The 21,103-nt window shown below is 38.0% G+C and carries 18 protein-coding genes and 2 pseudogenes; 12 read left to right on the top strand and 8 right to left on the bottom strand.

What is annotated here, in order from left to right; all coding sequences use genetic code 11:
• From ACFVS1_RS12345 to ACFVS1_RS12335, 3 genes are all read right to left on the bottom strand, one after another.
• Positions 1–249, bottom strand: a 249-nt coding sequence (locus tag ACFVS1_RS12345) for a hypothetical protein (RefSeq protein ID WP_387547728.1), incomplete at its 3' end; no start/stop codon positions are given.
• A gap of 136 nt (positions 250–385) precedes the next feature.
• Positions 386–496 carry a hypothetical protein gene (locus ACFVS1_RS12340; protein WP_387549332.1) on the bottom strand — a complete coding sequence of 37 codons (111 nt, stop codon included), beginning with the start codon at positions 494–496 and terminating at the stop codon, positions 386–388.
• A 333-nt stretch (positions 497–829) separates the two neighbouring features.
• Entirely contained in the window at positions 830–2,335 is a 1,506-nt protein-coding gene (locus ACFVS1_RS12335; protein WP_387547725.1) for a DHA2 family efflux MFS transporter permease subunit, read from the bottom strand.
• A 767-nt stretch (positions 2,336–3,102) separates the two neighbouring features.
• Between ACFVS1_RS12335 and ACFVS1_RS12330 the strand changes: the two genes are divergently transcribed.
• A complete protein-coding gene (locus tag ACFVS1_RS12330; RefSeq protein WP_387547722.1) occupies positions 3,103–3,309 on the top strand; it encodes a hypothetical protein in 207 nt (68 codons plus the stop codon).
• A gap of 25 nt (positions 3,310–3,334) precedes the next feature.
• A pseudogene (locus tag ACFVS1_RS12325) lies at positions 3,335–3,745 on the top strand (hydantoinase/oxoprolinase family protein); the annotation flags it as partial.
• A 233-nt stretch (positions 3,746–3,978) separates the two neighbouring features.
• On the opposite strand, the gene mscL reads toward ACFVS1_RS12325, so the two are convergent.
• Entirely contained in the window at positions 3,979–4,377 is a 399-nt protein-coding gene (gene mscL / locus ACFVS1_RS12320) for a large conductance mechanosensitive channel protein MscL (protein WP_352921121.1), read from the bottom strand.
• A gap of 546 nt (positions 4,378–4,923) precedes the next feature.
• Between mscL and ACFVS1_RS12315 the strand changes: the two genes are divergently transcribed.
• Positions 4,924–5,268 carry a hypothetical protein gene (locus ACFVS1_RS12315; protein ID WP_387547719.1) on the top strand — a complete coding sequence of 115 codons (345 nt, stop codon included), beginning with the start codon at positions 4,924–4,926 and terminating at the stop codon, positions 5,266–5,268.
• A 113-nt stretch (positions 5,269–5,381) separates the two neighbouring features.
• Here ACFVS1_RS12315 and ACFVS1_RS12310 read toward each other — a convergent pair whose 3' ends face one another.
• The 3 genes from ACFVS1_RS12310 to ACFVS1_RS12300 all read right to left on the bottom strand — a co-directional run bounded on the left by ACFVS1_RS12310 (position 5,382) and on the right by ACFVS1_RS12300 (position 8,933).
• Positions 5,382–6,203, bottom strand: a complete 822-nt coding sequence (locus ACFVS1_RS12310; protein ID WP_387547716.1) for a DUF2935 domain-containing protein — start codon at positions 6,201–6,203, stop codon at positions 5,382–5,384.
• Positions 6,204–6,491: 288 nt separating this feature from the next.
• On the bottom strand, positions 6,492–8,132 hold the full coding sequence (abc-f, locus tag ACFVS1_RS12305; protein ID WP_387547713.1) for a ribosomal protection-like ABC-F family protein: 1,641 nt from the start codon (positions 8,130–8,132) through the stop codon (positions 6,492–6,494).
• A 339-nt stretch (positions 8,133–8,471) separates the two neighbouring features.
• A complete protein-coding gene (locus ACFVS1_RS12300; RefSeq protein WP_387547711.1) occupies positions 8,472–8,933 on the bottom strand; it encodes a general stress protein in 462 nt (153 codons plus the stop codon).
• Positions 8,934–9,494: 561 nt separating this feature from the next.
• On the opposite strand from ACFVS1_RS12300, the gene ACFVS1_RS12295 reads away from it, so the two are divergent.
• The gene (locus ACFVS1_RS12295) at positions 9,495–10,271 is read left to right on the top strand and encodes a GH25 family lysozyme (protein ID WP_387547708.1); all 777 of its coding nucleotides are present in this window, start codon (positions 9,495–9,497) and stop codon (positions 10,269–10,271) included.
• 50 nt (positions 10,272–10,321) lie between these two features.
• Here ACFVS1_RS12295 and ACFVS1_RS12290 read toward each other — a convergent pair whose 3' ends face one another.
• Positions 10,322–10,501 carry a small, acid-soluble spore protein, H family gene (locus tag ACFVS1_RS12290; protein ID WP_352921113.1) on the bottom strand — a complete coding sequence of 60 codons (180 nt, stop codon included), beginning with the start codon at positions 10,499–10,501 and terminating at the stop codon, positions 10,322–10,324.
• 291 nt (positions 10,502–10,792) lie between these two features.
• On the opposite strand from ACFVS1_RS12290, the pseudogene ACFVS1_RS26890 reads away from it, so the two are divergent.
• The 8 genes and pseudogenes from ACFVS1_RS26890 to gloA2 all read left to right on the top strand — a co-directional run bounded on the left by ACFVS1_RS26890 (position 10,793) and on the right by gloA2 (position 21,093).
• Positions 10,793–11,455, top strand: a pseudogene (locus ACFVS1_RS26890) (penicillin-binding transpeptidase domain-containing protein).
• 248 nt (positions 11,456–11,703) lie between these two features.
• Positions 11,704–12,453 (top strand): TerC family protein, encoded by a 750-nt coding sequence (locus ACFVS1_RS12275; RefSeq protein ID WP_387547699.1) that lies wholly within the window; start codon positions 11,704–11,706, stop codon positions 12,451–12,453.
• Positions 12,454–13,037: 584 nt separating this feature from the next.
• Positions 13,038–14,141 carry an endospore germination permease gene (locus ACFVS1_RS12270; protein ID WP_352921108.1) on the top strand — a complete coding sequence of 368 codons (1,104 nt, stop codon included), beginning with the start codon at positions 13,038–13,040 and terminating at the stop codon, positions 14,139–14,141.
• On the top strand, positions 14,113–15,621 hold the full coding sequence (locus tag ACFVS1_RS12265; protein WP_387547695.1) for a spore germination protein: 1,509 nt from the start codon (positions 14,113–14,115) through the stop codon (positions 15,619–15,621). The genes ACFVS1_RS12270 and ACFVS1_RS12265 overlap by 29 nt, the downstream gene beginning before the upstream one ends.
• Positions 15,621–16,760 (top strand): Ger(x)C family spore germination protein, encoded by a 1,140-nt coding sequence (locus ACFVS1_RS12260; protein ID WP_352921106.1) that lies wholly within the window; start codon positions 15,621–15,623, stop codon positions 16,758–16,760. The genes ACFVS1_RS12265 and ACFVS1_RS12260 overlap by 1 nt, the downstream gene beginning before the upstream one ends.
• Before the next feature lie 545 nt (positions 16,761–17,305).
• Complete coding sequence (locus ACFVS1_RS12255) at positions 17,306–18,967, top strand: amidohydrolase (RefSeq protein ID WP_387547691.1); 1,662 nt, start codon at positions 17,306–17,308, stop codon at positions 18,965–18,967.
• Positions 18,968–19,129: 162 nt separating this feature from the next.
• Positions 19,130–20,383 carry an MFS transporter gene (locus ACFVS1_RS12250; protein WP_352921104.1) on the top strand — a complete coding sequence of 418 codons (1,254 nt, stop codon included), beginning with the start codon at positions 19,130–19,132 and terminating at the stop codon, positions 20,381–20,383.
• Positions 20,384–20,706: 323 nt separating this feature from the next.
• Complete coding sequence (gene gloA2 / locus ACFVS1_RS12245; RefSeq protein WP_352921103.1) at positions 20,707–21,093, top strand: SMU1112c/YaeR family gloxylase I-like metalloprotein; 387 nt, start codon at positions 20,707–20,709, stop codon at positions 21,091–21,093.
• Positions 21,094–21,103: the final 10 nt, after the last annotated feature.

Genomic DNA, 21,103 nt, shown 5'->3' with positions numbered 1-21,103 from the left:
GAATTCACGAGTAAATAGCACGAATTCACGAGTAAAACAGTAAAACTCACGAGTAAATAGCACGAATTCACGAGTAAAACAGCAAAACTCACGAGTAAACTGCACGAAGTCTCGAGTAAACGGTGCGAAATCACCAGTACAGCACAAAATCCCGAGTAAACGTGCGAAATCCCGTGTAAATGGCGTGAACTCATGGGTATAGTACGAGCAAAATGTATATCGTAAGGGAGGGCCTTTCTTGTTCAGCACTTGTAGGTACAACTTTATCTTAAAAAGTTTATTGTCTTAAAAGAATTGATTATAATGACGCAGAACCCGACACAGGATATCGTGATGAGGGAATACATCAACTTTAAGTCTTTCCATATAATCATTCCCGCAAATACTATGAGAGAATAAGGATAAAAATAATAATTCCAGGATTAGTTGCTGTGGTTTTAGATAGTAATAATGCAAGTAAATCCACTCCACCGGGACTAATATGTTGTCTCAGCATAAAACCGACACCAATCCCAATCATCATTACACCGATAATGGCACTTGTTATAATCGGCAGGTGAACCTAACCGTTAAGTGGTGTTAGCCAATCAATAATGGTTGAAGTGAAAGCTAACCCAAGGATGGCATTAAAGAAATAAGATTTATCGTATAGAAGAGATAGAAGGTATATGGGACGCTGGATCAAAATATAGGCGGGTTCATAGAGGCCAGGAAGTTTGGGCAAAAAAAGAGACACTCATAAAAAGTGTCTCTTTTTTTTGCCTTGTTTTCATGGGGCAAGCCAGTTTAATAATATAAGAATTTTTTCACCTTGGAAAATAGGTTGAATTTAGCCTTGATTATTCAAGCTGCTTTTTTTTGATAAGCGATTTGTAATGGTATCTTCTTGAGGTGATGTTTGCCGGATATAAAAGGCAAGTATGAATGCAACTATGGTCAAACCTGTTGCGATCATGAATGCATCATCCACTCCCATTACGCTGCCTTGTTTAATGGCCATCGCCATTTGTGATGTATTATCTGGTGATATATTCCTTTGAGATAAAATTTCCTGTACATGTTTCGTTCCTTGGTTTGTCATGATGGACACAAAGAATGCCATGCCAACAGCACCTGCTATCATTCTCAATGTATTGACCATTGCTGTTCCATATTTATTTAAGCTAAGTGCCAATTCATTTAATCCAGCTGTGAAGATAGGCATCATCAGTATCGACATTCCGAACATTCTAATCGTATATACCCACACCACATAAGAATAGGACGTATCTGTTTCAAGCCGCGTTAAAAGGTAGGTTGTAATGATAGTGATGGCAAGTCCGCTCACCGCAAGCCATCTTGCACCAAATCGATCAAACAGCTTTCCGGTGATAGGAGACATGATCCCCATTAAAATCCCGCCTGGCAATAGCATGAGACCGGATTCCATCGGAGTAAATCCACGGATATTCTGCATATAAATTGGCATGATGATCATTCCGGAGAACATACCCATAGTTGCGATGATATTGATGATTGTCGTTAAAGTGAACATCCGATACCGGAAGATTCTAAATTCCAAAATAGGATGAGATACAGTGAATTGCCTCCAGACAAATAAAACTAAACTGATTCCTCCGACAAGGAACATCGTCAGTACTTCGGGACTGCTCCACCCCTTGGTGCCGCCTGTAGCAAATCCATATAAAACTCCGCCGAATCCGATAGTGGATAGAATTACACCTAGTTTATCGAGTTTAGGCCGGCTGGTTTTCCCTACCTTTTTAATGATGAAAATGGCAAAGATGAAGTCAAGCAGGGCGAATGGGAAAATGATAAAAAACAGAACCCGCCATGAATAGTTTTGGATAATCCATCCTGATAATGTCGGTCCTACAGCTGGGGCAAAATTCATCGCGATACCAAATATACCCATTGCGAAACCGCGTCTGTTAGGTGGAAATAAAGTGAAAATTACATTTGTGATCAACGGGAACAAAATCCCCGCACCTGCAGCTTGAACCACACGTCCGATCAATAAGACAGAGAAGCTTGGGGCAATACCACATAAAAAAGTTCCTAATGCAAATAGTCCCATCGAAGCGAGATATAATTGTCTTGTATTGAATCGTTCCATTAAGAAAGCGGTAATCGGGATGACAATCCCATTGACCAATAAGAAGATTGTAGTAAGCCAATTAGCTGTTGCAGCTGATATGTCAAAATGAGTCATTAATTGAGGCAATGCGATATTGATTAAAGTCTGATTTAAGAAAGCAACTAGAGCACCAGCCAGCATCACCGCAAACATGGGGCCTGTACGAATTTTAGTGATGGCTGTTTTGTCGTGATTCATTATTATGGCCGTCCTTTCCGCTAGGATCGTACAAATTGTACTGCCTGCGATTTTTTAAAAGTTATAGAAACTAATTCGTCTCACGAAGTATTAGCATAACCCACCTATATTTTCCAATGAAATACACCATTTAAGGAGATTACCTCAATTTACGCCTTTTTTGAGGTGTTTATTCTTTATTAACCAGGATACATACGCTTGGAAATCCCCCAGGTTAACATCCATTCTACAGGTATATCATATTTCAAACAATAAACACCAATATAATCCTTACATGTACCAGAGAAATTTTTGCACTTTAACATTCTATCATTCGTATTCACTAAAAAATAGTTAAATGATAAAAAGGTGTGATGAACAATAAAATCACGAATTTTCCGTATTTTCCGAATTAATATTTTTAAAATATTCAGAATAATTATTGCAATCAATGTATTGGTTAATACTGGGTCGGGATGATTCACTTAAAAAACCTCCAAGTTCACTAGTTTTCCGTATTGGACAATTTATGCAGGAAGAACAAAAGTATTCAGTTCAATCCCATACAGTATATTCATAAATATGTTGTTCTCCCATATATATAACTAATGCCACCTAACCGTTCGTGCGCTCATCGTCAATATAAAAAGAGAGGTTTTGAGATGATACGAACTACTCATCATTCTGAATAGAGAAATGAATAGCTAGTGGAGGCCACATTAGAGTGTTTTTTCTTGCAGGAAAATAGCTCCCCATATCGAACTGATAGTAAAGGAGATGGTATTTTTATGAATCTAAGGATCAAATATAGGCTTTATATCCATGTAGACGGAAAACTTATTCCAGAACAGTATGACCGATACGAGATACTAAAGGTCAGGGAAGGTATTGATCCAAATGATACTAAGGATTACCAAGAGCTTATTAATAAATTGAGTATGTCGATTAATAGGCCCCTAAATGAATTTGAAATTAAAAACTATGAAGCAATGTAGTGGCATCCTTTAGGGGATTTGATCGGTCTATTTAAATATGGTCAATCTGGTCGAAGATGCTATTGATAAGATGAAAACAAGTGCTGCACCAGTGCCTGTCATTCTCGTTGGGGGTGGAAGCATCCTTTTACCTGAGGAATTAAAAGGTGCATCTGAAGTCATACGCCCATTACATTCAGGTGTAGCAAATGCCATTGGATCGGCCATTTCCCAGGTTAGCGGGCAGATTGAAAAAGTATATGCACTAGCTGAAATAGGAAGGGAAACGGCATTGGAACAGGCAAAGGAAATAGCGATGTCAGAAGCGATCAGCGCAGGAGCCGATCCACAAACGCTTGTTATTGTTGACATAGAAGATGTACCATTAGCTTATATGCCTGGGAATGCAACTCGTATTCGTGTGAAAGCAGCTGGTGATTTAGCCCAATTTGAATAGAATGAACGGGTATAGGCGAGCCACGGGTGTAAAGAAGCCTTTTATTGTGAGGGGTGACCGCCCGCGAAAAGCGAATGCCTCACGTTCCAATCAACGTTCAAATTGTACAATCCATAAAAAAACTGTAGATAAACTCGATTTTCATCGAGTTTGTCTACGTCTGAAAGCCCCTCTCAATTAAGAGAGGGGCTTTATCTTATTCTCAAGTGATTTTTGACTGATTCAGTATATGCTTATGATGGTTCATCCTGCCGTGAATTTTTTTGTAAAAGATCACGGATTTCCTTTAAGTATTGCTCAGATGCCGGTATGGCTTCCAATACCTCTTCCTCGTTTGCTTGTTTTTTTCTAATAAGAGTATTCGCAACCTTCATAAATATGAAAATCGCAAATGAAATGATCAAGAAATCAATCACAGCTTGGACAAATTCACCGTATTGAACAACTGCGTTTCCAACTGTGATAGATAACGAAGAAAAATTAACCCCGCCTAATAAAATTCCTATTAGCGGCGTGATAATATTATTGACTAGTGATGAAACGATCTTCCCAAAAGCAGCACCCATTACTACAGCTATTGCAAGATCGAGAACGTTTCCTTTGGTAATAAACTCCCTGAATTCCTTTATCATCTTACCTACACCTTTCTTTTTTCAATTGATAAAAGCATATCAGAAACATGGTGGAAATTGAATAGTGTAAGAGGCATCCAAAATTCCAAAGATAGGACCATCCACCCGTTTAAACATTTGAATCCTTAATATAATGCAATGGCGGCACTCCGATCAAAGGAGATAGAACGCTATTTTTCATTCAAAGTACATTAAATAGCGTTATATTAGCACGTCATATAGTAGAAGGATTAAAGAATGGTCATGGATGGAACAAAGCAAAAAAGTAATGGAAGGCAGGGCAGGAACGACAAAGGCGTTAATTTTGAATGTCTATAAGAAAGTAAAGCCGTTTTCACCAACTTGAGGAAGGGTGTGAATATAAACGTATTCGTTTGGCGATAATTATAGTATTGTACTACCCCCTAAGTGGTACTCCTCCATTGTTAAAAGCCCGTCTCTTAATTGAGAGGGCTTTTTTGTTTTGAGATTTTTTAAATGATTTTTGTTAATAGGAGGATTTTACGTTTCATTTGAAGAATGTTTTGACGAATGGGGGTGGAATCATTGCGAAAACATATTGAACAGGATTTATCTAAAGAGGATATATTTAGAATGATTGTTAAGCACCTTGATGTTTTTCCATTGACTAGTGTAGAGGCTATCAGAGAAGTGATCAGAAGTTCATTAAATCAAAGAGGCTTGATAGGGGGGATAACCAAACAAACAAGAGCCGCTACATATAACCGGAAAATATCAGACGAGGATATCCAATTCATAAATGATTGTATTTGTGACCTTTTAAATAGCCACGTTATCCAACCTGGTATTAATGAAGATAATAAGGATTTACCATGGATTTCTGTTTCTGATAAAGAGAAACTTAAAAAATTGGTGAACTCCCTGTCTTAACTTTTTACATATAAAAGCCCTTCTCTAAATCGAGAGGGGCCTATTTTAGGTAAGAATTTTCTTTAATCGATAATTGCCATTTTCTATATCCTTCATACTCCATTATAGTATTTTTAACCAGTAAGATGGGATTCAAACATATCGATGATTTCAAGGAAACGTTCTGCCTCACGGAAAACGTGATCAGCCAATAGTGGATGAATGATGCTCTTGATTTTGCATTCTTCGATTAAATCCCTGGCCGTTTTCTTAAAGTCTCGAAGTGAAACGACGGACACACGGTTCTGATCTAGAAATTGATCCAGAAGAGGGACCGTTTGAGATTGCGGTTTCATGGACTCTAAGTCTACGGCTTGAAAGACTAATTGATCGAAATCATTACTAAAGTTTCTCGCCATATCCACCAGCTTTCTTTCTGATGGATCAAGGAGATGTCCAATGAATTTTGCATGATCCGCCATTATTCTTAAAAAGAAAACATTTTCTTTGATGATGGCATCTGCAAGTGGTTTCAATTTACCCTCATTTAATTCTTTTAATCGTTTTCTAAAATAATTGGCTTCTCTGCTTGTATGGTCGACTAAAAGTGGGAAGTTGTTTGCACCAGGCAATTTACAGGTGAGTATTAATCCTAATACCTTTCTTTTAAATAAAAATATGCCTGTAGCAGCTTGCTGCACCTCCGCGTTAAATCTCCTGATCTGTTCTGGATCAGCTTGATTTGTAAATGAATGGGATTGCTGTTCTATCCGTTCAAATATAAGATAAAACTGATTAGCTTCCTCAATTAGCTGTGTATCATCACATCTAAAGCCTAATCTTAGAAATAACGAGTGTTCCTTCATTATTCTTGACCAAAAACGAATCTCATCTAAAGAGCGTTCAACAAACATTCCAGAGTTATTCCTCATAGCTTCCTGTGTGTTCTCACTCATAATTAAGGCCCCCTCTTCAAACATAACCATCATTCAATCTTATTAACCAGGGGGCATGAGTATTCTGTTCAAGTTGTAAATCAAGTCATTTACTAATATCCTTTTAGCACCTTAAACCAGCCGATTCTTGATGGCCAAGGTGTGTAAGAAATTCCGGAACGATCGGAGTCTGTACTTTCTTAGATATTCTATAATACTTCGGCAGGACTCCAGGGTAATATCTAAAAAACCCTTAGAATTAATTTATTCTAAGGGGTATCATCCAGCACATTAAGTTTCAGTTGATAGTCATTTGTCACCAAGTTCGTTTATTTTTTTCGTAAGCTCATTAAACTTCTTATCGAGTTCTGTGTACGCTTTATCGTTTGGCGTCATAAAGCTAAGCTTTCCCAAAACTTCCTGTCTTTCTGTTTCAAGTGTTAATCGCAGTTCTTCCAAATCATCTCTTTTTGAGGATGATGAATCATACAATTGCTTTTGTATGCGATTATTCGAAATGACAAGTTTGCTGTTTGTCGTTTTTTCGAGAAAATATCGATCATGCGAAACGACGATTAGCGTTCCAGTATACTGTGCTAAGGTTTCTTCAAGTTGTTCCCTTGAAGCTAAGTCCAGATGATTTGTCGGCTCATCCAAAATAAGCACATCTTTTTCTTCTAATATATATTCCATTAACTTACATTTCACCCGTTCACCCATACTCATATTCTTAATGGGTTCAGTCCAATGAGAAGCCGTGAAGCCTAAATGCTTCATTAAAGTTTGAACATTCCCTCTCGACTCGAATGTGTCTTTATGAAAAAGCTGGGCGGGTGTTAGTTCAAGTGGTAAATCAAAAACTTCTTGCGTCAAATAGCCTATTTTTGCAGATGGTGAAATCCATACATCGCCCGCAAAAGTTTCATGTCCAACCATTATTTTTAATAATGTCGTCTTTCCGCTGCCGTTGGGGCCTATAATGGAAATCTTCTCACCATGCTGAATCGTGAAATTGACGTTTTTAAACAGTGTTCGCCCGCTAAAAGTCTTAGTTAAATTCTTAACTTCCAAAAAACGTTTTCCCGTCTTGTTTTTTGTTTTAATTGAAAAGCGTATACTATATTCTGATTCAACAGGTTCGGCTTTTGCTTTTTCAAGCTCTTTTTCAAGACGCTTTTGTTTAGATTTTACCTGTGCATCCATTCGCTTCGCTTTCACGCGATAGTATTCCTTAACTCCTTCCTTTTTCGTCGATTGGGAATGGGCTTTTTTTGACCAAGAAGTGATTTCATTCATTTGTCCCTCGATTCGTTCCACCATTTTTTGCTGTTTTTCATACTCACGTTGTTGTGTAAGTCTTTTCTGTTTGCGAACCTCCATATAACTAGAATAATTCCCTCTGTGCTCAATTAGCTTTTTATCCTCAATCGACCAAATTTTCGTTGCAACAGCATCCAAAAAATAACGATCGTGCGAAACAAAAATAATGGTACCTCTATAATTTTTAAGTTGTTCATTGAGGAATCCTAAACTGGCCTCATCAAGATGATTCGTCGGTTCATCCAATAGTAAAAGGTCTGCACCTTTAGAAAGTCCTTTTGCTAGCCGGGCTTTGAGTTTTTCTCCTCCGCTTAATTGCAGGAAGTCATGGCTTGGTACATGCATTTTATCGAGTAATTTAACTTCGGTAGGGGTCTTATCTTCTGCAGAGAGCGATTCGACTTCTTGTTCAACCATAAAAACTTTCAAGTCTTGCTGCAGCCATTGGATTTGTCCATGTGCAGGCTCTAAATCCTTGTTAATTAATTGCAGCAACGCAGATTTACCGGCACCATTTTTGCCAATGATACCGATGATTTCCCCTTGTTGAACACTAGCATTAACATTTTCAAAAATGTTCTGGTCCAATACTTCAAAACTGATATTGGTTAATTTTAATAGTTCTTTCATATAATTATCCCTCTCCTTAAAGGGAGAATAAAAAAAATCCTCCCAGTTCATATGGAAGGATTAGCCGTACCTGTGCATTATCAAATAAGAGCTATTTTCATGATAGCTCTACAATTTATAGAAAATGGGCAGACTAATCCTATTTCGTATGATTTGAAATATGCGATTTCAAATTTTGAAAATAAGATTAGTTAATCATCGGCCACCCATCATCCCTTCTGAATATTAATAAAATCAGTATAGCATAATATGATCTTTGAAAACAAAAGGAAGCTTTTCATTTAATGGAACAAATTATTGAGCCATAATTATTGCTTTCCAAATGAATATTGGTGCCGTTTATCTTCTATAAGTAGAGGGGCCTTCTTTTATATCATTATCAACTAATATTAAAACTTTTCCTGCTTTTATATCCGTTTCATAACTTTCTGCCTCTTTTTCTGAAATGCCTAATCCAATGAGAGTACCAGCCAATCCTCCTGTTCCTGCACCAACAGCCACTCCTGCCAGTGCTGAAACGATAGGTCCAGCAGCTAGCAGCGGTCCTATTCCTGGAATGGCCAATGCACCCGCCCCGGCAAGAAGGCCAGCCGTCCCGCCAATAACTCCACCTGTTGCAGCTCCGGTTGCTAATCCTTCTTCAGCCTTCGTACCCGTTTTTCTCTCGACCACTTTTGTTTCCTTCCGATCTTTGGCAACAACAGAAATTTCATCACGTTTATACCCTTGTATCAAAAGTTCTTCAACAACTTTTACCGCATCTTCACCGTTTTCATATATTCCTACCACTTGTTTACTCATTAAAGTCATCCTCCTTTAACTTCGATCTATTGTTCATCTCATAATATGAGTTATAAAAGGTTTATATTCGTTACGTTAAAATAACAATGTTAATAAGGATATTAGGCTTGGTGTCTCGATAGATTCAACTCTTTTTTTTGAATAAAAAGTTCAAAAGATGCAGTTAATGTTTCTCCAGGAAGGGTATGGAGGGAGACATCATTTTTTTACAGTTAAATTGCTCTAATTTTTGTTCAGGGAATGAGGTTCTTTAATCTAGATAAGCGATGCTTGAGCTTCAAAGTGAGCAGGCTATGTTAGATATAGGGAGCGGGGTATTGATATTGGAGAAAGATAAAATAAACAACGCCCCGATACAAGCCAAATCAAAGATTTTTACAAAGGAGGAAGAAATTTTACTTGTATTATAACGGCAATATTATCCACAATTAAAGTGGGGGAATAGGAAGGTATGTCTGCTAATTAGGTGTTTATAAAAACTAGAACATAATCATAAAACATTGAAAAAAGGATTATAATCATGTCCAATGGGTGGATCCTTTTTAGAGAAAGGAGGAGAATATGAATATGGAATATATAAAGGGAATCGATGTTTCACATTGGCAAGGTGCTATTAATTGGGAGGAAGTTGCAAAGGCGGACGTGAAGTTCGTGTTCATTAAAGCAACAGAGGGAACGAGTTATTCTAAGCTATCCTATTTCAAAGAAAATGCACCACAAGCATTATCAGTGGGATTGAAAGTGGGGGCCTATCACTATGCAAAGTTTGCAACTGTTTCAGAAGCAAAGGCTGAGGCAGCTTATTTTTTAGATTCTATCCACTCCATTGCTTTAAATTACCCTGTTGTCCTTGATCTGGAGGAAAATAAAAAAAAGGCAAATAAAAAAACGCTGACCGATGCAGCAATCGCTTTTTTGGAGGCTATTGAAGAAGCTGGATATATGGCTATGCTGTATACTGGTAAATATTTTCTCGAAAATACCCTAGATGAATCAAGGTTGACGAACTACGCTTTGTGGATTGCCAGATACAACAGCACGTTGGGACGCAGCACGGATATTTGGCAGCATTCTGATTCAGGTAAGGTAAGCGGGATCAGCACAAAGGTGGATTTGAATATAGCCTATAGAGATTTTACAAAAACAATAAATACTCTTAGGACGCACAACTCCCGTGCATTGAAAACGGAAACAACCACAACTTATACTGTAATAAAAGGCGATACACTTAGCTTCATTGCAAAAAAACATAAAACATCGGTAAATTCTCTTGTTAGCCTTAACGGAATTAAAGACCCCGACAAAATTTATATCGGTCAAAAATTAAGGTTGAAATAAGTAAAGGCTCTTCTCATTACGAGAGGAGCTCAGTTATTAATGGATATTCCTTAGATTTCTTTAAGTTCGTCAATTGCTACGTCTGATCTTTCCTCTAATGGGCCTCTTAGATGTACGGTAGCCGTTCTTCCATCTTCATTTAAATTATCAATCCATACTGAAGTGCCATTATATCTCACCTCAATGTCAGATGAAGAAGAAAGAATCTGTTTTACACGATTAACATCCATATAAATCCCTCCCTTACTTAGTCTCCCTATTATTTGGGAAAAGCCTTAATTTTATTCATTTGATTAATTTTGCAATTAAATCAAGGGGCAATGATGTTTAAACTTCCATGTTATCAGCCGTGACTTTTTTAAAAATTAAGCATGTAAAGATGAGAATTCTTAATCTTAAAAAAATTAAGTTTATCTGCTGGAATGGAATTGATTGTAAATGAATTTATGAGGTGATGAATTTTAAAAAAACGCAGGCTTCTGGCAGCCTTTTTACTACTTATTGGCGCCTCCGTTCTATTTATATATACAGCAGCCAAGTGGGGCAATGGCCAAAGATATACAGCTCGACGTCGATGAATTTTTTTGCTGAACGTGAAGGTACTTTTATATTACGTGAAGTGAAAAAGATAAGACTTATATCTATAATAATGAACGGGCGGAACAAAGATTTGCGCCGCAATCAACATTTTAAGGTGCCTAATGCACTTATCGGATTGTCGTTGCTGTCGAGGATGGGATGGCGTGAAAAGGGAAATTGAGATATGGAACAAGGTCAGACGCTTGGGTCTGGTTTAAGGAACTCTGTAGTTTGGTATTATCAAGCAATGGCCCGTGACATTGGAGAGGGTCGAATGGAGGAATCGATTCATAAGATTTCTTATGCAAGATATAAGTGGAGGGATTGATCCGTTTTGGCTAAGCAGCTCACTCAAAATTTCTCCAATTGAACAAGTGGGTTTTATGGAAAATTTATATGGAGAGAATCTTCCTTTTGATAAGGATGTCATGCTGAAAGAGACAGCTATACACTTTACGGAAAACAGGGCAGGGGACAAACATTGGCTGGTATGTTGGTTTTATTGAAATGACTATGTTTTTGTAACGAATATCTCCGGCACATCGGCTGAAGCAAGGGATATCACAAGAGACATTTTGCAGAAATATCATTTAATGGCAGAATAGGTATGGATTTGGTGATTGCCGAAGTGTGAAGATAATATGCCAATGTGAACTATGGCTAAGCAAATAAGAATATATTATAGAGCTAATGGATGCTTTACTATCAATAGCGGAGTTTCTTCTTTCAAATGGAGCTAATGGGAAGGAAGGGTTGAATAAGGAAGTAGATAAGATGGGACAATATTGGAGGAGAAAATGTTGTTGGGTTTGAAGTATATACGCATTCTTATACATGCTTTTAGGGGGGTATCATGGAACTATCGTTATTATTGGAATATGGCTGGGTGTTAATTATTCTAATTTTTTTAGAAGGTTTATTATCTGCTGATAATGCATTGGTTTTAGCCATCATGTCCAAGCATTTACCAAAAGAACAGCAAAAAAAAGCGATTAATATTGGGCTGCTAATGGCTTTTATATTTAGGATTGGTGCAATCTTCATCATTTCGTACCTTTTCCATGTTTGGCAAGTTCAAGCAATTGGGGCTGCATATTTGATTTTCATCTCATTAAAGCATTTACTAAAAAGGGACCACGGTGACAAAGAAAAAAAAGGAAAAAGCTACCGTATGACCGTTGCGCAAATTGCATTAGCTGATATTGCTTTTGCTATTGATTCCATTTTAGCTGCAGTCGCTCTTGTCATTGCCTTGCCAGATACACCAATGAGGGATATAGGAGGTATGGATGGGGCAAAATTCATTGTTATTTTATTAGGAGCAATTGCAGGTTTAATCGTCATCCGATTTGCTGCAGGATACTTCGTTAAGATACTGACGGAGCGGCCTAGCCTCGAAACGGCAGCCATGTTGATCGTTGGTTGGGTAGGGGTTAAGTTATTAATGCATACCCTTGCACATCCAGCCGTGCACATTATTTCTCACGATTTTGTTGAAGGACCAATTTGGAATATAATCTTTTGGTCCGTCATGCTTCTTATTGCAATAGGCGGATGGTTTTTATCAGGAAAAACAGTGAAAAATGATAAGCAAAATGACTAATGTTATCAGAATAAAAAAGAGTTTAAATACCTTAACTTTTAAATAGAACCCTTTTGCCTAAAAACTGAGGAGGCCACAATTTGTGGTCTCTTTTATTAATGTTTAGCAAATCCTGTTTGTAAATCATGTATGAAATAAATAACCTTGATTTATTTATCCAAAATCTGTGTACTGTGCACTATGCAATGATGAGGATACTTGAAGATTTATGGGCAACGTTCAAAAAGAATAGAGGCAGTACTTCCGAAATGTAAGAATCAATGAAGAACCTGCAAAGCTGACATATAAAAAGTATCATTCATACTGGGAGGATACAGTATAAGGGATTAACGCCAACAGGCACCAGCTAAAAAAACAGCTGGTGCCTGTTGGCGTTCGATGAAACCGTACAAAACTTTTCAGATTTGTAAACAAAAAATATCTCTCTAAATTAATTTTCGCAAAGCCATAAATGGCAGTTGATTCAGCGGGGCTAATTGAGGGGAGGGGACGTTCAAATACCGATCTGTCCCTTGAAAAATGGATGCACCGTATGAATAAAAACTAAAATGCCTTCTCATATTAAAAGAGAGGGGATGTGTCACATGATAAAAAGTATATCTACTTTTCAAGCGACATCGGTGCTGATTCTGTCCATTGGGTTGATGAACCATGTTATCGTTTTGCCTTCACTGCTCGGGGCATCCGGAAGAGATTCATGGATCAGTAATTTAGTCACCGGGGTGCTTTTTCTTTTATGGCTTCCCATGGTTTATTGGATCATAAATAAAACAAAACAACAGCATATCATTGGCTGGCTTCATACTCACAGTCACCCGCTCGTCGCCTGGTCCATAAAAATCCTTCTTTTCTTTTATCTTTTATTAAACTTGTTTGTCACTTTATTTAGCACATTTTCTTGGGTAAACAGTACTTATATGATTCAAACACCAGAATATATATTATTTATACCTTTCATCATCCTATGTTTTATTGCTGCCGAGGCTGGAATTAAAACAATAGCAATTGCCGGGGGATTGGTTTTGCCCCTTGTTGTGGCACTGGGATTTATGATAATGACGGCGAACATACAGTTTAAGGATTACTCCTTGCTTTTCCCTATTTTTGAAAATGGGATTACACCTGTTTGGGACGGGGTCGTAATACTAGGTGGAGGTTTTACAGAGATATTTCTACTCGTTTTGATTCAACAGTATGTAAAGACAGAAATAAAGTTCAAGAGTTTACTCTATTTAGGTTTATTTCTTTTGTTTATCTGTATGGGACCCATAATAGGCTCCATTACAGAGTTTGGTCCGGTACAGGCTTCAAAAATCAGCAATCCTGCATACGCTCAATGGCGGTTACTAACCATGGGTAAGTATTTGAACCGGCTGGATTTTTTATCAATATACCAATGGCTTTCAGGTGCATTTATCCGTGTATCGTTATCGATATTTCTAATGGGGGAATTGTTTCAAATTAAATCAAAGAAAATAAAAAATATTATATTGCTTGCTATATCAGTCTCCTTAATCATTGCGCTTTGTATACCAATCGACATTCCAGCATACAGAAATTTTACGGAACGATATTATTTTAAATTGAGTGTGATTAGCATATTGGTTATAACCTTTTTTATTAACATGGTCATTTTTTTGAAAGAAAGGGTGAAAAAGAATGGAGCCTCTATTGAACAAGGCAAATAAGGGGAGTTCTTCGGAGATCCAACTAAAGACGGAGTATTTCAATGAATTATTCGGAATGAGCTCGGATATAAAATTCCAAAAGTATACCATTACATCTGAAGGGAAAACAGATCCGCCCCTTATTTGCACTTTGATTTATTCAGAGGTGTTGGTCGATGTCAAAAAATTGTGGGAATCAGTAGCACGGCTTGATAGTGTATTCAGAAATTCTAAACTGATGGAAGAAGAGGTTATAAAGGATCCGCAAGAAGAATTTAAAGTCAGTAGGGTTTTCCCATCCTTCACTTTAAAAGAAAATGTCGAGGAAAACGTATTTTCCGGGATGGTCCTGATGCTATTTGAAGAATTGGAATTATTATTTATGTTTTCCCTGCCAAGCATCCCGAATCGAAGTCCCGAGGAAACAAGTAGTGAAATTTCCATCCGAGGTCCACGTGATGGATTTATCGAAGATATCTCTGTTAATTTAGGGTTGATCAGAAAAAGATATAAAACGGCATCACTCGAAAATCAAGCATTTACCATTGGCAATAGGAGCAAGACAAAAATCAATTTATTATATGTGAAGGATGTTGTAAATCCAGAAACCATTGGAAAAGTAAAAAGGAAAATCTCCTCAATAAACACAGATATCTTGTTGGGAACTACTGAGCTTGAAGAATTTTTATCAGACAGTAAGTTCAACCTGATCCCGTTATTTGATTATACAGGGAGGCCGGATTATGCTGTAGCCAGTTTAAATAATGGGCGCTTTGTCATTTTAGTGGATGGGTCACCAACGGCCTTAATTGGGCCAGGTAATATTACACTCTTGTTAAAAGCCGCGGAAGATCGTCATACTCCATCTTACTATACAAATTTCGAATATTTCTTTCGCATTATCGGACTGGTGGTATCCATATTTCTGCCAGGTTTTTATATAGCACTAGTATCCTTTCAATTAGACCAGCTCCCTTTCTCATTTCTGGCGACGATAACCGTATCTAGATTTGGGTTGCCTATATCACCTCAACAAGAGGCTTTCTTGATTTTAGGTTTATTTGAGCTGTTTCGGGAGGCAGGGGTCACACTCCCAAAAGCAATCGGTCAATCACTGGCTGTTGTGGGTGGATTAATCATTGGTGATGCGGCAATTAGAGGCGGGATTACATCCCCGACGATGTTGGTTGTGGCTGGTACCACTGCGGTAGCCACCTATACATTAATTAATCAATCTTTAGGTGGAATTGTAAGCATAGCCAGGTTTTTTGTATTGTTTCTCTCTTCTGTTTTAGGTTTATTCGGATTCTTTCTCGGTGTTTTCTCTATTGTCCTTTATTTATCAAGGCTGCAGGTTTATGGTTTACCCTACTTAGCGCCTATTTCACCCATATCCTTGAAAGATCTTCTAGGGGGCGGTGTCTTTGTGAAGCCATATCTCTTTAGAAAGAAACGAGCCGAAACGCTGAAAACTAAGGACAATACAAAAGGAAATCGCTAATGAAAATGATTCTTAGAATTATACTATCTGTATTGAGCCTTGCTCTTTTAAGTGGCTGCTGGGATACAAAGGATATTCAAGATATTCAATATATAAGTGCAATGGGAATAGATTACCAAAATGGTCAGTATGTCATTTATGTGCAGGTGACCTCTTTTGCCGGTGTGGCTAAACAAGAAGGCTTGGAACCAAAACCAACACCTGTTTGGGTCGCCAAAGGGCGAGGGGAAACAATGAACGAGGCCATGAATGACATTTATAAAAGGTCAAACCAGTATATTTATTGGGCTCATGTTAAATTGATCATTTTCTCTGAAAGCTTACTAAAACATGGATTGGTCAACGTAAACGATCCCATTTTAAGATTTCAGCAAATTAGGGAAACAACTTGGTTATATGGAACCGATGATTCCTTAGAAAAGATCCTCTTTGTCAATAGTTTATTCGGCTCTTCCGTGCAAACAAGCATTTTCAATCCGAAGGATATTTATAAATTAAGATCCTTTGTCGAACCCATCAGGATTCAAAGATTTTATACGCAAAATTATGAAACAGGAATGACAATAAAACTACCGAAGATTTCGTTGAAAAATGAGGTATGGAAAGCAAAAGAAAAAAAACAGAACACCGTAAAACTATCAGGGTCCTATTTTATTAAAAATAATCAGCTAATGGGGGAGATAGCAAATAAACATCTTGGGGGGATGAGATGGCTAACAAAATCAACGGTAAGGTCCCCAATTGGAATAAAAATCAACAAAAACAAAAATGTTCAAATATCTCTAATGAGGCCAAAATTCAATATAAAGCCTATCTATGTAAATGATGAAGTCAAATTCGATATTTCAATTGAAGTAGAAGGTGCCGTTGTGGATATGGAAGAAAACATCTCCTTACCCCGCCTTAAAGAAAAAATACAGGGGACATTAGACAAAGAAATTAGGGATACGTACCAATATGCCCTTGAAAAAAATATAGACATCTATAATTTAGAAGGAGTGATCTACAGAAAGGATTTGAAAAAATGGAGAGAAATTTCCAAAGGTGGTTTTAGCCTTAATGAAGGATCCATCCGTAATATTCAGGTGGATAGTGCTATTAAAATAACAGGCGATTATAAATATGAGTACATGAATTGATACTTTCAGAAGTGGATCACAGGCTGCCATGACAGAATCTTTCTTCAAAGCCGTTTCCAATGATTTAGATTTGGCAGCCACTGTAATTGATACATTCAACAACCTAACTATGTAAGGTTTGGTTGACTTACATAATGATTAAAGGAAACCGGATTTTACTTTAATAGTCCAAATCGAAATCCATAGACTACGACTTGTGTACGGTTCTTGGCTTTAAACTTTGTAGCTACTTATATAATCCCTTATAGTATGCTCGCTTAATTGCAATAATTCGGTAATTTTTTAGAAAATATTGAAAATTATAAATTTAAATGTTTTAATGTTAATATGCCAATTATACTGGTTCGGACGACATGATGTTAACACCACTAGTAAAATGGGGTAAATCTATTGTTTCATTAAAGAAAGGATGTGTCATTCTACTCCTGATTGACTTGTGAATATTTGCCCTATCTATTCATTATTTCTATCTGTCAGTAGTGCCAAGTTAGTCTATGACGAAATGAAGTGGATTTAAAACTAAAAAAAGGGAGAGAGTTTATTTTATGATAAAAATCGATCTTTTATTTAAAAATGCAAATGTGCTGACTCTAGATAACAGGAACCGCAGGGCTAGGTCAATTGCTGTAGCAGATGGAAATATTGTCGGGATTTGGGGTGAGTGTGAACCACCTAAAAGTGCAGTGGAGATTACAGCAAGTACTGATGTTGTAGATTTAAAGGGATCCACCCTAATTCCAGGCTTTATCGATACTCATAACCATATTTTAATGTATGGATTAACGATGGGACAGGTGAACTGCAGTACACCGCCAAATCAATCCATAAAAGATATTTTAGAGGTAATTGGTGCAAAAGCAAAAGAAACTCCCGATGGCGAATGGGTAAGGGGATATGGTTATGATGATACGCTTTTGTATGAAAAGCGCCATGTTACACGGAGTGATTTAGATAAGGTTTCGCCAAATAACCCTGTAGTCATCACACACACTTCAGGGCACTTATCCGCAGTAAATTCGCTTGCCTTGCAATTCGCAGGTTTAACTGATGATGTTTCTGATCCCCAGGGCGGACATTATGGACGGGATGAGAACGGAAGACTTAATGGGGTGATTTATGAACCAGCGGCAATGGCACCAATAAATGATCACATACCACAAATGACAATAGGGCAACAGGTTGATATGGTAGGAAAGGCTTCAAAAGATTATGTCGCTCAAGGAATTACCACGAATACAGATGCTGCAGTTGGATTTAATAATTTAGAAGATTTGGAGGTTCATCTTAAAGCGGCTGAACAAAAAATTAATCCGATGCGAACGAGACTGATGATCATGCATCAGCAGCTTCGTGAAGGACAGCCATTCGGGGGTTATTCTCCAGCTCAACTGGACTTGGAACTCAGGGAAAGGTCTGCGGGACGGGTTAAATTAGATAGCGCAAAAATGTTTCAGGACGGCTCCATACAAGGATTAACAGGAGCTTTACGTCTTCCATATTATCAAAATCAAGATGTATATGGAGATCTCATTCATCAGCAGGAAGCATTTAATGAAGAAGTCTTAGACCTGCACCGACGAGGATTTAGGATCACAACGCATGGAAACGGGGATCGTGCGATCGGCTCGATATTAGCGGCATATGAATATGCGTTATCCAATAGCCCTCGTACAGAGCATCGCCATAGAATCGAACATGTCCAAACCGCAACCGCCGAGGACATCATGAAGATGAGGGAACTTGATGTAGCCGGATCCTTCTTCATCAATCATGTATATTATTGGGGGGACAGGCATAAACAAATTTTCCTGGGTCCGGAGCGTGGAAGGCGTATAAGTCCGTTAGCTGAAGCTGTTGCACACAATTTATTGTTCACCCTGCATTCCGATTGTCCAATCACCCCAATCTCCCCCCTATTTTCAGTATGGGCTGCAGTTAATAGAATAACGAGAGAAGGCCATGTTTTAGGCCCAGAACAGCGCATTGATGTAGAAACAGCTTTAAAGTCGATGACGATTTTTGGCGCAAAACTAAATTTTGATGAGTCACGATCAGGCAGCATAGAAATTGGAAAACAAGCAGACTTTACCATTCTCGAGACTGATCCTACAGCTGTTCATCCAGAAGAAATTAGGAACATAGCAATTCTGGCCACCTTCATAGATGGAAGCCCAGTATATGGACAAGAAAAGGTAAAGACTACTTAATTTCTAACCAGAAATAAACTGCGTCTAATCAAAAGGAAATCCTATATGTTTGATAAAGGCACTTTGAACCCGCATCCTCGACATTAGAGACTCCACGATCCTGTTTCCTTAGGGTTTATAGACTCGTGATGAAAATTAAAGCTAAACTAGGGGGCTATGCTAGTGAACAAATTAGCATTCGGTCAAAATCCAAAAATGATTTTGTTATTACTTTTTGCAGGTAATTTGTTCTCGGCACTGGATCGCTTTGTCATTAATTATGGGATTGTCCATATATCCGATGACCTCCAATTGAGCGCATCCTCCACAGGTCTGATATTAAGCATCTTCTTTTTAGGATATGCAATTATGCAGATTCCCGGCGGTTTGATGGCCGATCGTTTCGGCGCTAGAATCGTGCTTATTGTCTCTGTCTTTAGTTTTACCATTTTTACCAGTCTGACGGGATTGGCATGGTCTTTTGTATCGTTGTTGGTCATTCGTTTTATGTTCGGATTGGGGGAAGGAAGTTTCTTTCCTGCTGGGGCCAAAATGATAGCAGTATCCATTGCGGAAGAAAAGCGATCCCGGGCAATGTCTTTGTTTCTTTCCGCACTCACTGTTGCAGGTGTCATTTCACCCATTCTCGCAGCCACCCTTCTTGTTAGTATCGGATGGAGGATGATGTTTGGCATTATTGGGATTTTTGGGTTTACGATTGGGTTGCTATATTTGTTCTTTTTAAAACCAAGAGTAGGGAGTCAGGGCCCGCGAGAAGTAGATTCCTTAACGGAAGTTCCTGTCAAAGGTTCTTTTATTAAGCTGTTTAAAACCCCCTTGGTCCTTAGTTTGATGGTTGCCTCGTTTGCATACGGTTTCATCAGCTGGGGAGTGATGTCATGGATGCCGACTTACTTGGTGCAGGAACGTGGCCTGAATTTAATTTCCATGGGTCTTTTACAGATGATCCCTGCAATAGCTTCTGTGGCTTTCTATATTATCGCCGGTTATGTACTGGATAAAGTGAAAGTTGGCCGGGAAAAATGGATAGGGGGCTTTAGTGGATTAGGACTAGCGTTATTCGTGTATCTCATGTTTCATGCAGAAACCGTAACGGGAGTTATCATCTATCAATCCATTATACCTATATTTTCCGCAGCCTTATCCACTATCATTTTTAGTCTGCCGCTGAAGTATTTACCGGAAGCAATCGGAGGTTCTGCAGTGGGAGTGGTCAATTTAGGGATGCAAGTGGCTGGCTTCATCGCTCCTTTAACGATCGGTTTTGTCATAGACGCTTTCGATGGATCGTTTAATGGGGCTGTTTGGTTATTGGTTTCATTCGGAGTCGTTTGTTTTATCGCTTTTATGACCTTGAAATCGGGTAAGGAAAATTTCATATCAGAAAATCCACAAACAATTCCTGCTGTAAAATAGATGGATATAAATGAAGGCAAAGTGGGCGTTAGAATTTATAAAAGTTTGTTCGAAATGGTATATAGAGAGTGAAATAATTCTGCCAGCTACTATCTTGACAAGCCTGATGTTACTGAATTTCAGTTAACAGGGCTTTTTATTTTTTATTCGATATTATCACTATTATTCATATAGTATGGCCAGGGTTCGGTGAAAGGGAAATGGATGTACCAGTATCGTGCAGAGGAGTCCAAAGGAAGCGCTGAAATCTAAGTTTTTATTAATGTATAACTTTGGTAAAATTAGATTTTAGAACTAACCAACATCTTTTAAGGAGGAAGCAAATGAAGGTAAAAAAAATACATCATGTAGCAATAATTTGTTCTGATTATGAAAAGTCAAAGAACTTCTATGTAAATATTTTAGGGTGTGATATCGAGAAGGAAACATATCGCTCAGAAAGGAAATCGTATAAATTGGATCTTATCGTCGGAGGGGAATATCAGCTGGAATTATTCTCATTTCCTGATAGTCCCCAACGTCCTAGTTATCCTGAAGCTAGAGGGCTTAGACATCTCGCTTTTGAAGTGGAAGATATTAATCAAGCGATTGAAGATTTAGAAAATGAAAACATTCCAGTCGAACCTATCCGTGTCGATGAGTTAACAGGAAAAAGGTTTACTTTTTTTTGTGATCCGGATGATTTGCCTCTAGAAATATATGAAAAGTAGGATTACAAGC

The organism is Peribacillus sp. NPDC058075 (assembly GCF_042885195.1).
Taxonomy (GTDB): Bacteria; Bacillota; Bacilli; order Bacillales; family DSM-1321; genus Peribacillus.
This window is presented reverse-complemented; position numbering and strand designations above follow the sequence as displayed.

Bases quoted from the DNA above. Each gene is read 5' to 3' on its own strand.
- ACFVS1_RS12340 (WP_387549332.1), bottom strand. From the start codon at position 496: ATGCTGAGACAACATATTAGTCCCGGTGGAGTGGATTTACTTGCATTA.
- ACFVS1_RS12335 (WP_387547725.1), bottom strand. From the start codon at position 2,335: ATGAATCACGACAAAACAGCCATCACTAAAATTCGTACAGGCCCCATG.
- ACFVS1_RS12330 (WP_387547722.1), top strand. From the start codon at position 3,103: ATGAATCTAAGGATCAAATATAGGCTTTATATCCATGTAGACGGAAAA.
- mscL (WP_352921121.1), bottom strand. From the start codon at position 4,377: ATGATAAAGGAATTCAGGGAGTTTATTACCAAAGGAAACGTTCTCGAT.
- ACFVS1_RS12310 (WP_387547716.1), bottom strand. From the start codon at position 6,203: ATGAGTGAGAACACACAGGAAGCTATGAGGAATAACTCTGGAATGTTT.
- abc-f (WP_387547713.1), bottom strand. From the start codon at position 8,132: ATGAAAGAACTATTAAAATTAACCAATATCAGTTTTGAAGTATTGGAC.
- ACFVS1_RS12300 (WP_387547711.1), bottom strand. From the start codon at position 8,933: ATGAGTAAACAAGTGGTAGGAATATATGAAAACGGTGAAGATGCGGTA.
- ACFVS1_RS12295 (WP_387547708.1), top strand. From the start codon at position 9,495: ATGAATATGGAATATATAAAGGGAATCGATGTTTCACATTGGCAAGGT.
- ACFVS1_RS12290 (WP_352921113.1), bottom strand. From the start codon at position 10,501: ATGGATGTTAATCGTGTAAAACAGATTCTTTCTTCTTCATCTGACATT.
- ACFVS1_RS12275 (WP_387547699.1), top strand. From the start codon at position 11,704: ATGGAACTATCGTTATTATTGGAATATGGCTGGGTGTTAATTATTCTA.
- ACFVS1_RS12270 (WP_352921108.1), top strand. From the start codon at position 13,038: ATGATAAAAAGTATATCTACTTTTCAAGCGACATCGGTGCTGATTCTG.
- ACFVS1_RS12265 (WP_387547695.1), top strand. From the start codon at position 14,113: ATGGAGCCTCTATTGAACAAGGCAAATAAGGGGAGTTCTTCGGAGATC.
- ACFVS1_RS12260 (WP_352921106.1), top strand. From the start codon at position 15,621: ATGAAAATGATTCTTAGAATTATACTATCTGTATTGAGCCTTGCTCTT.
- ACFVS1_RS12255 (WP_387547691.1), top strand. From the start codon at position 17,306: ATGATAAAAATCGATCTTTTATTTAAAAATGCAAATGTGCTGACTCTA.
- gloA2 (WP_352921103.1), top strand. From the start codon at position 20,707: ATGAAGGTAAAAAAAATACATCATGTAGCAATAATTTGTTCTGATTAT.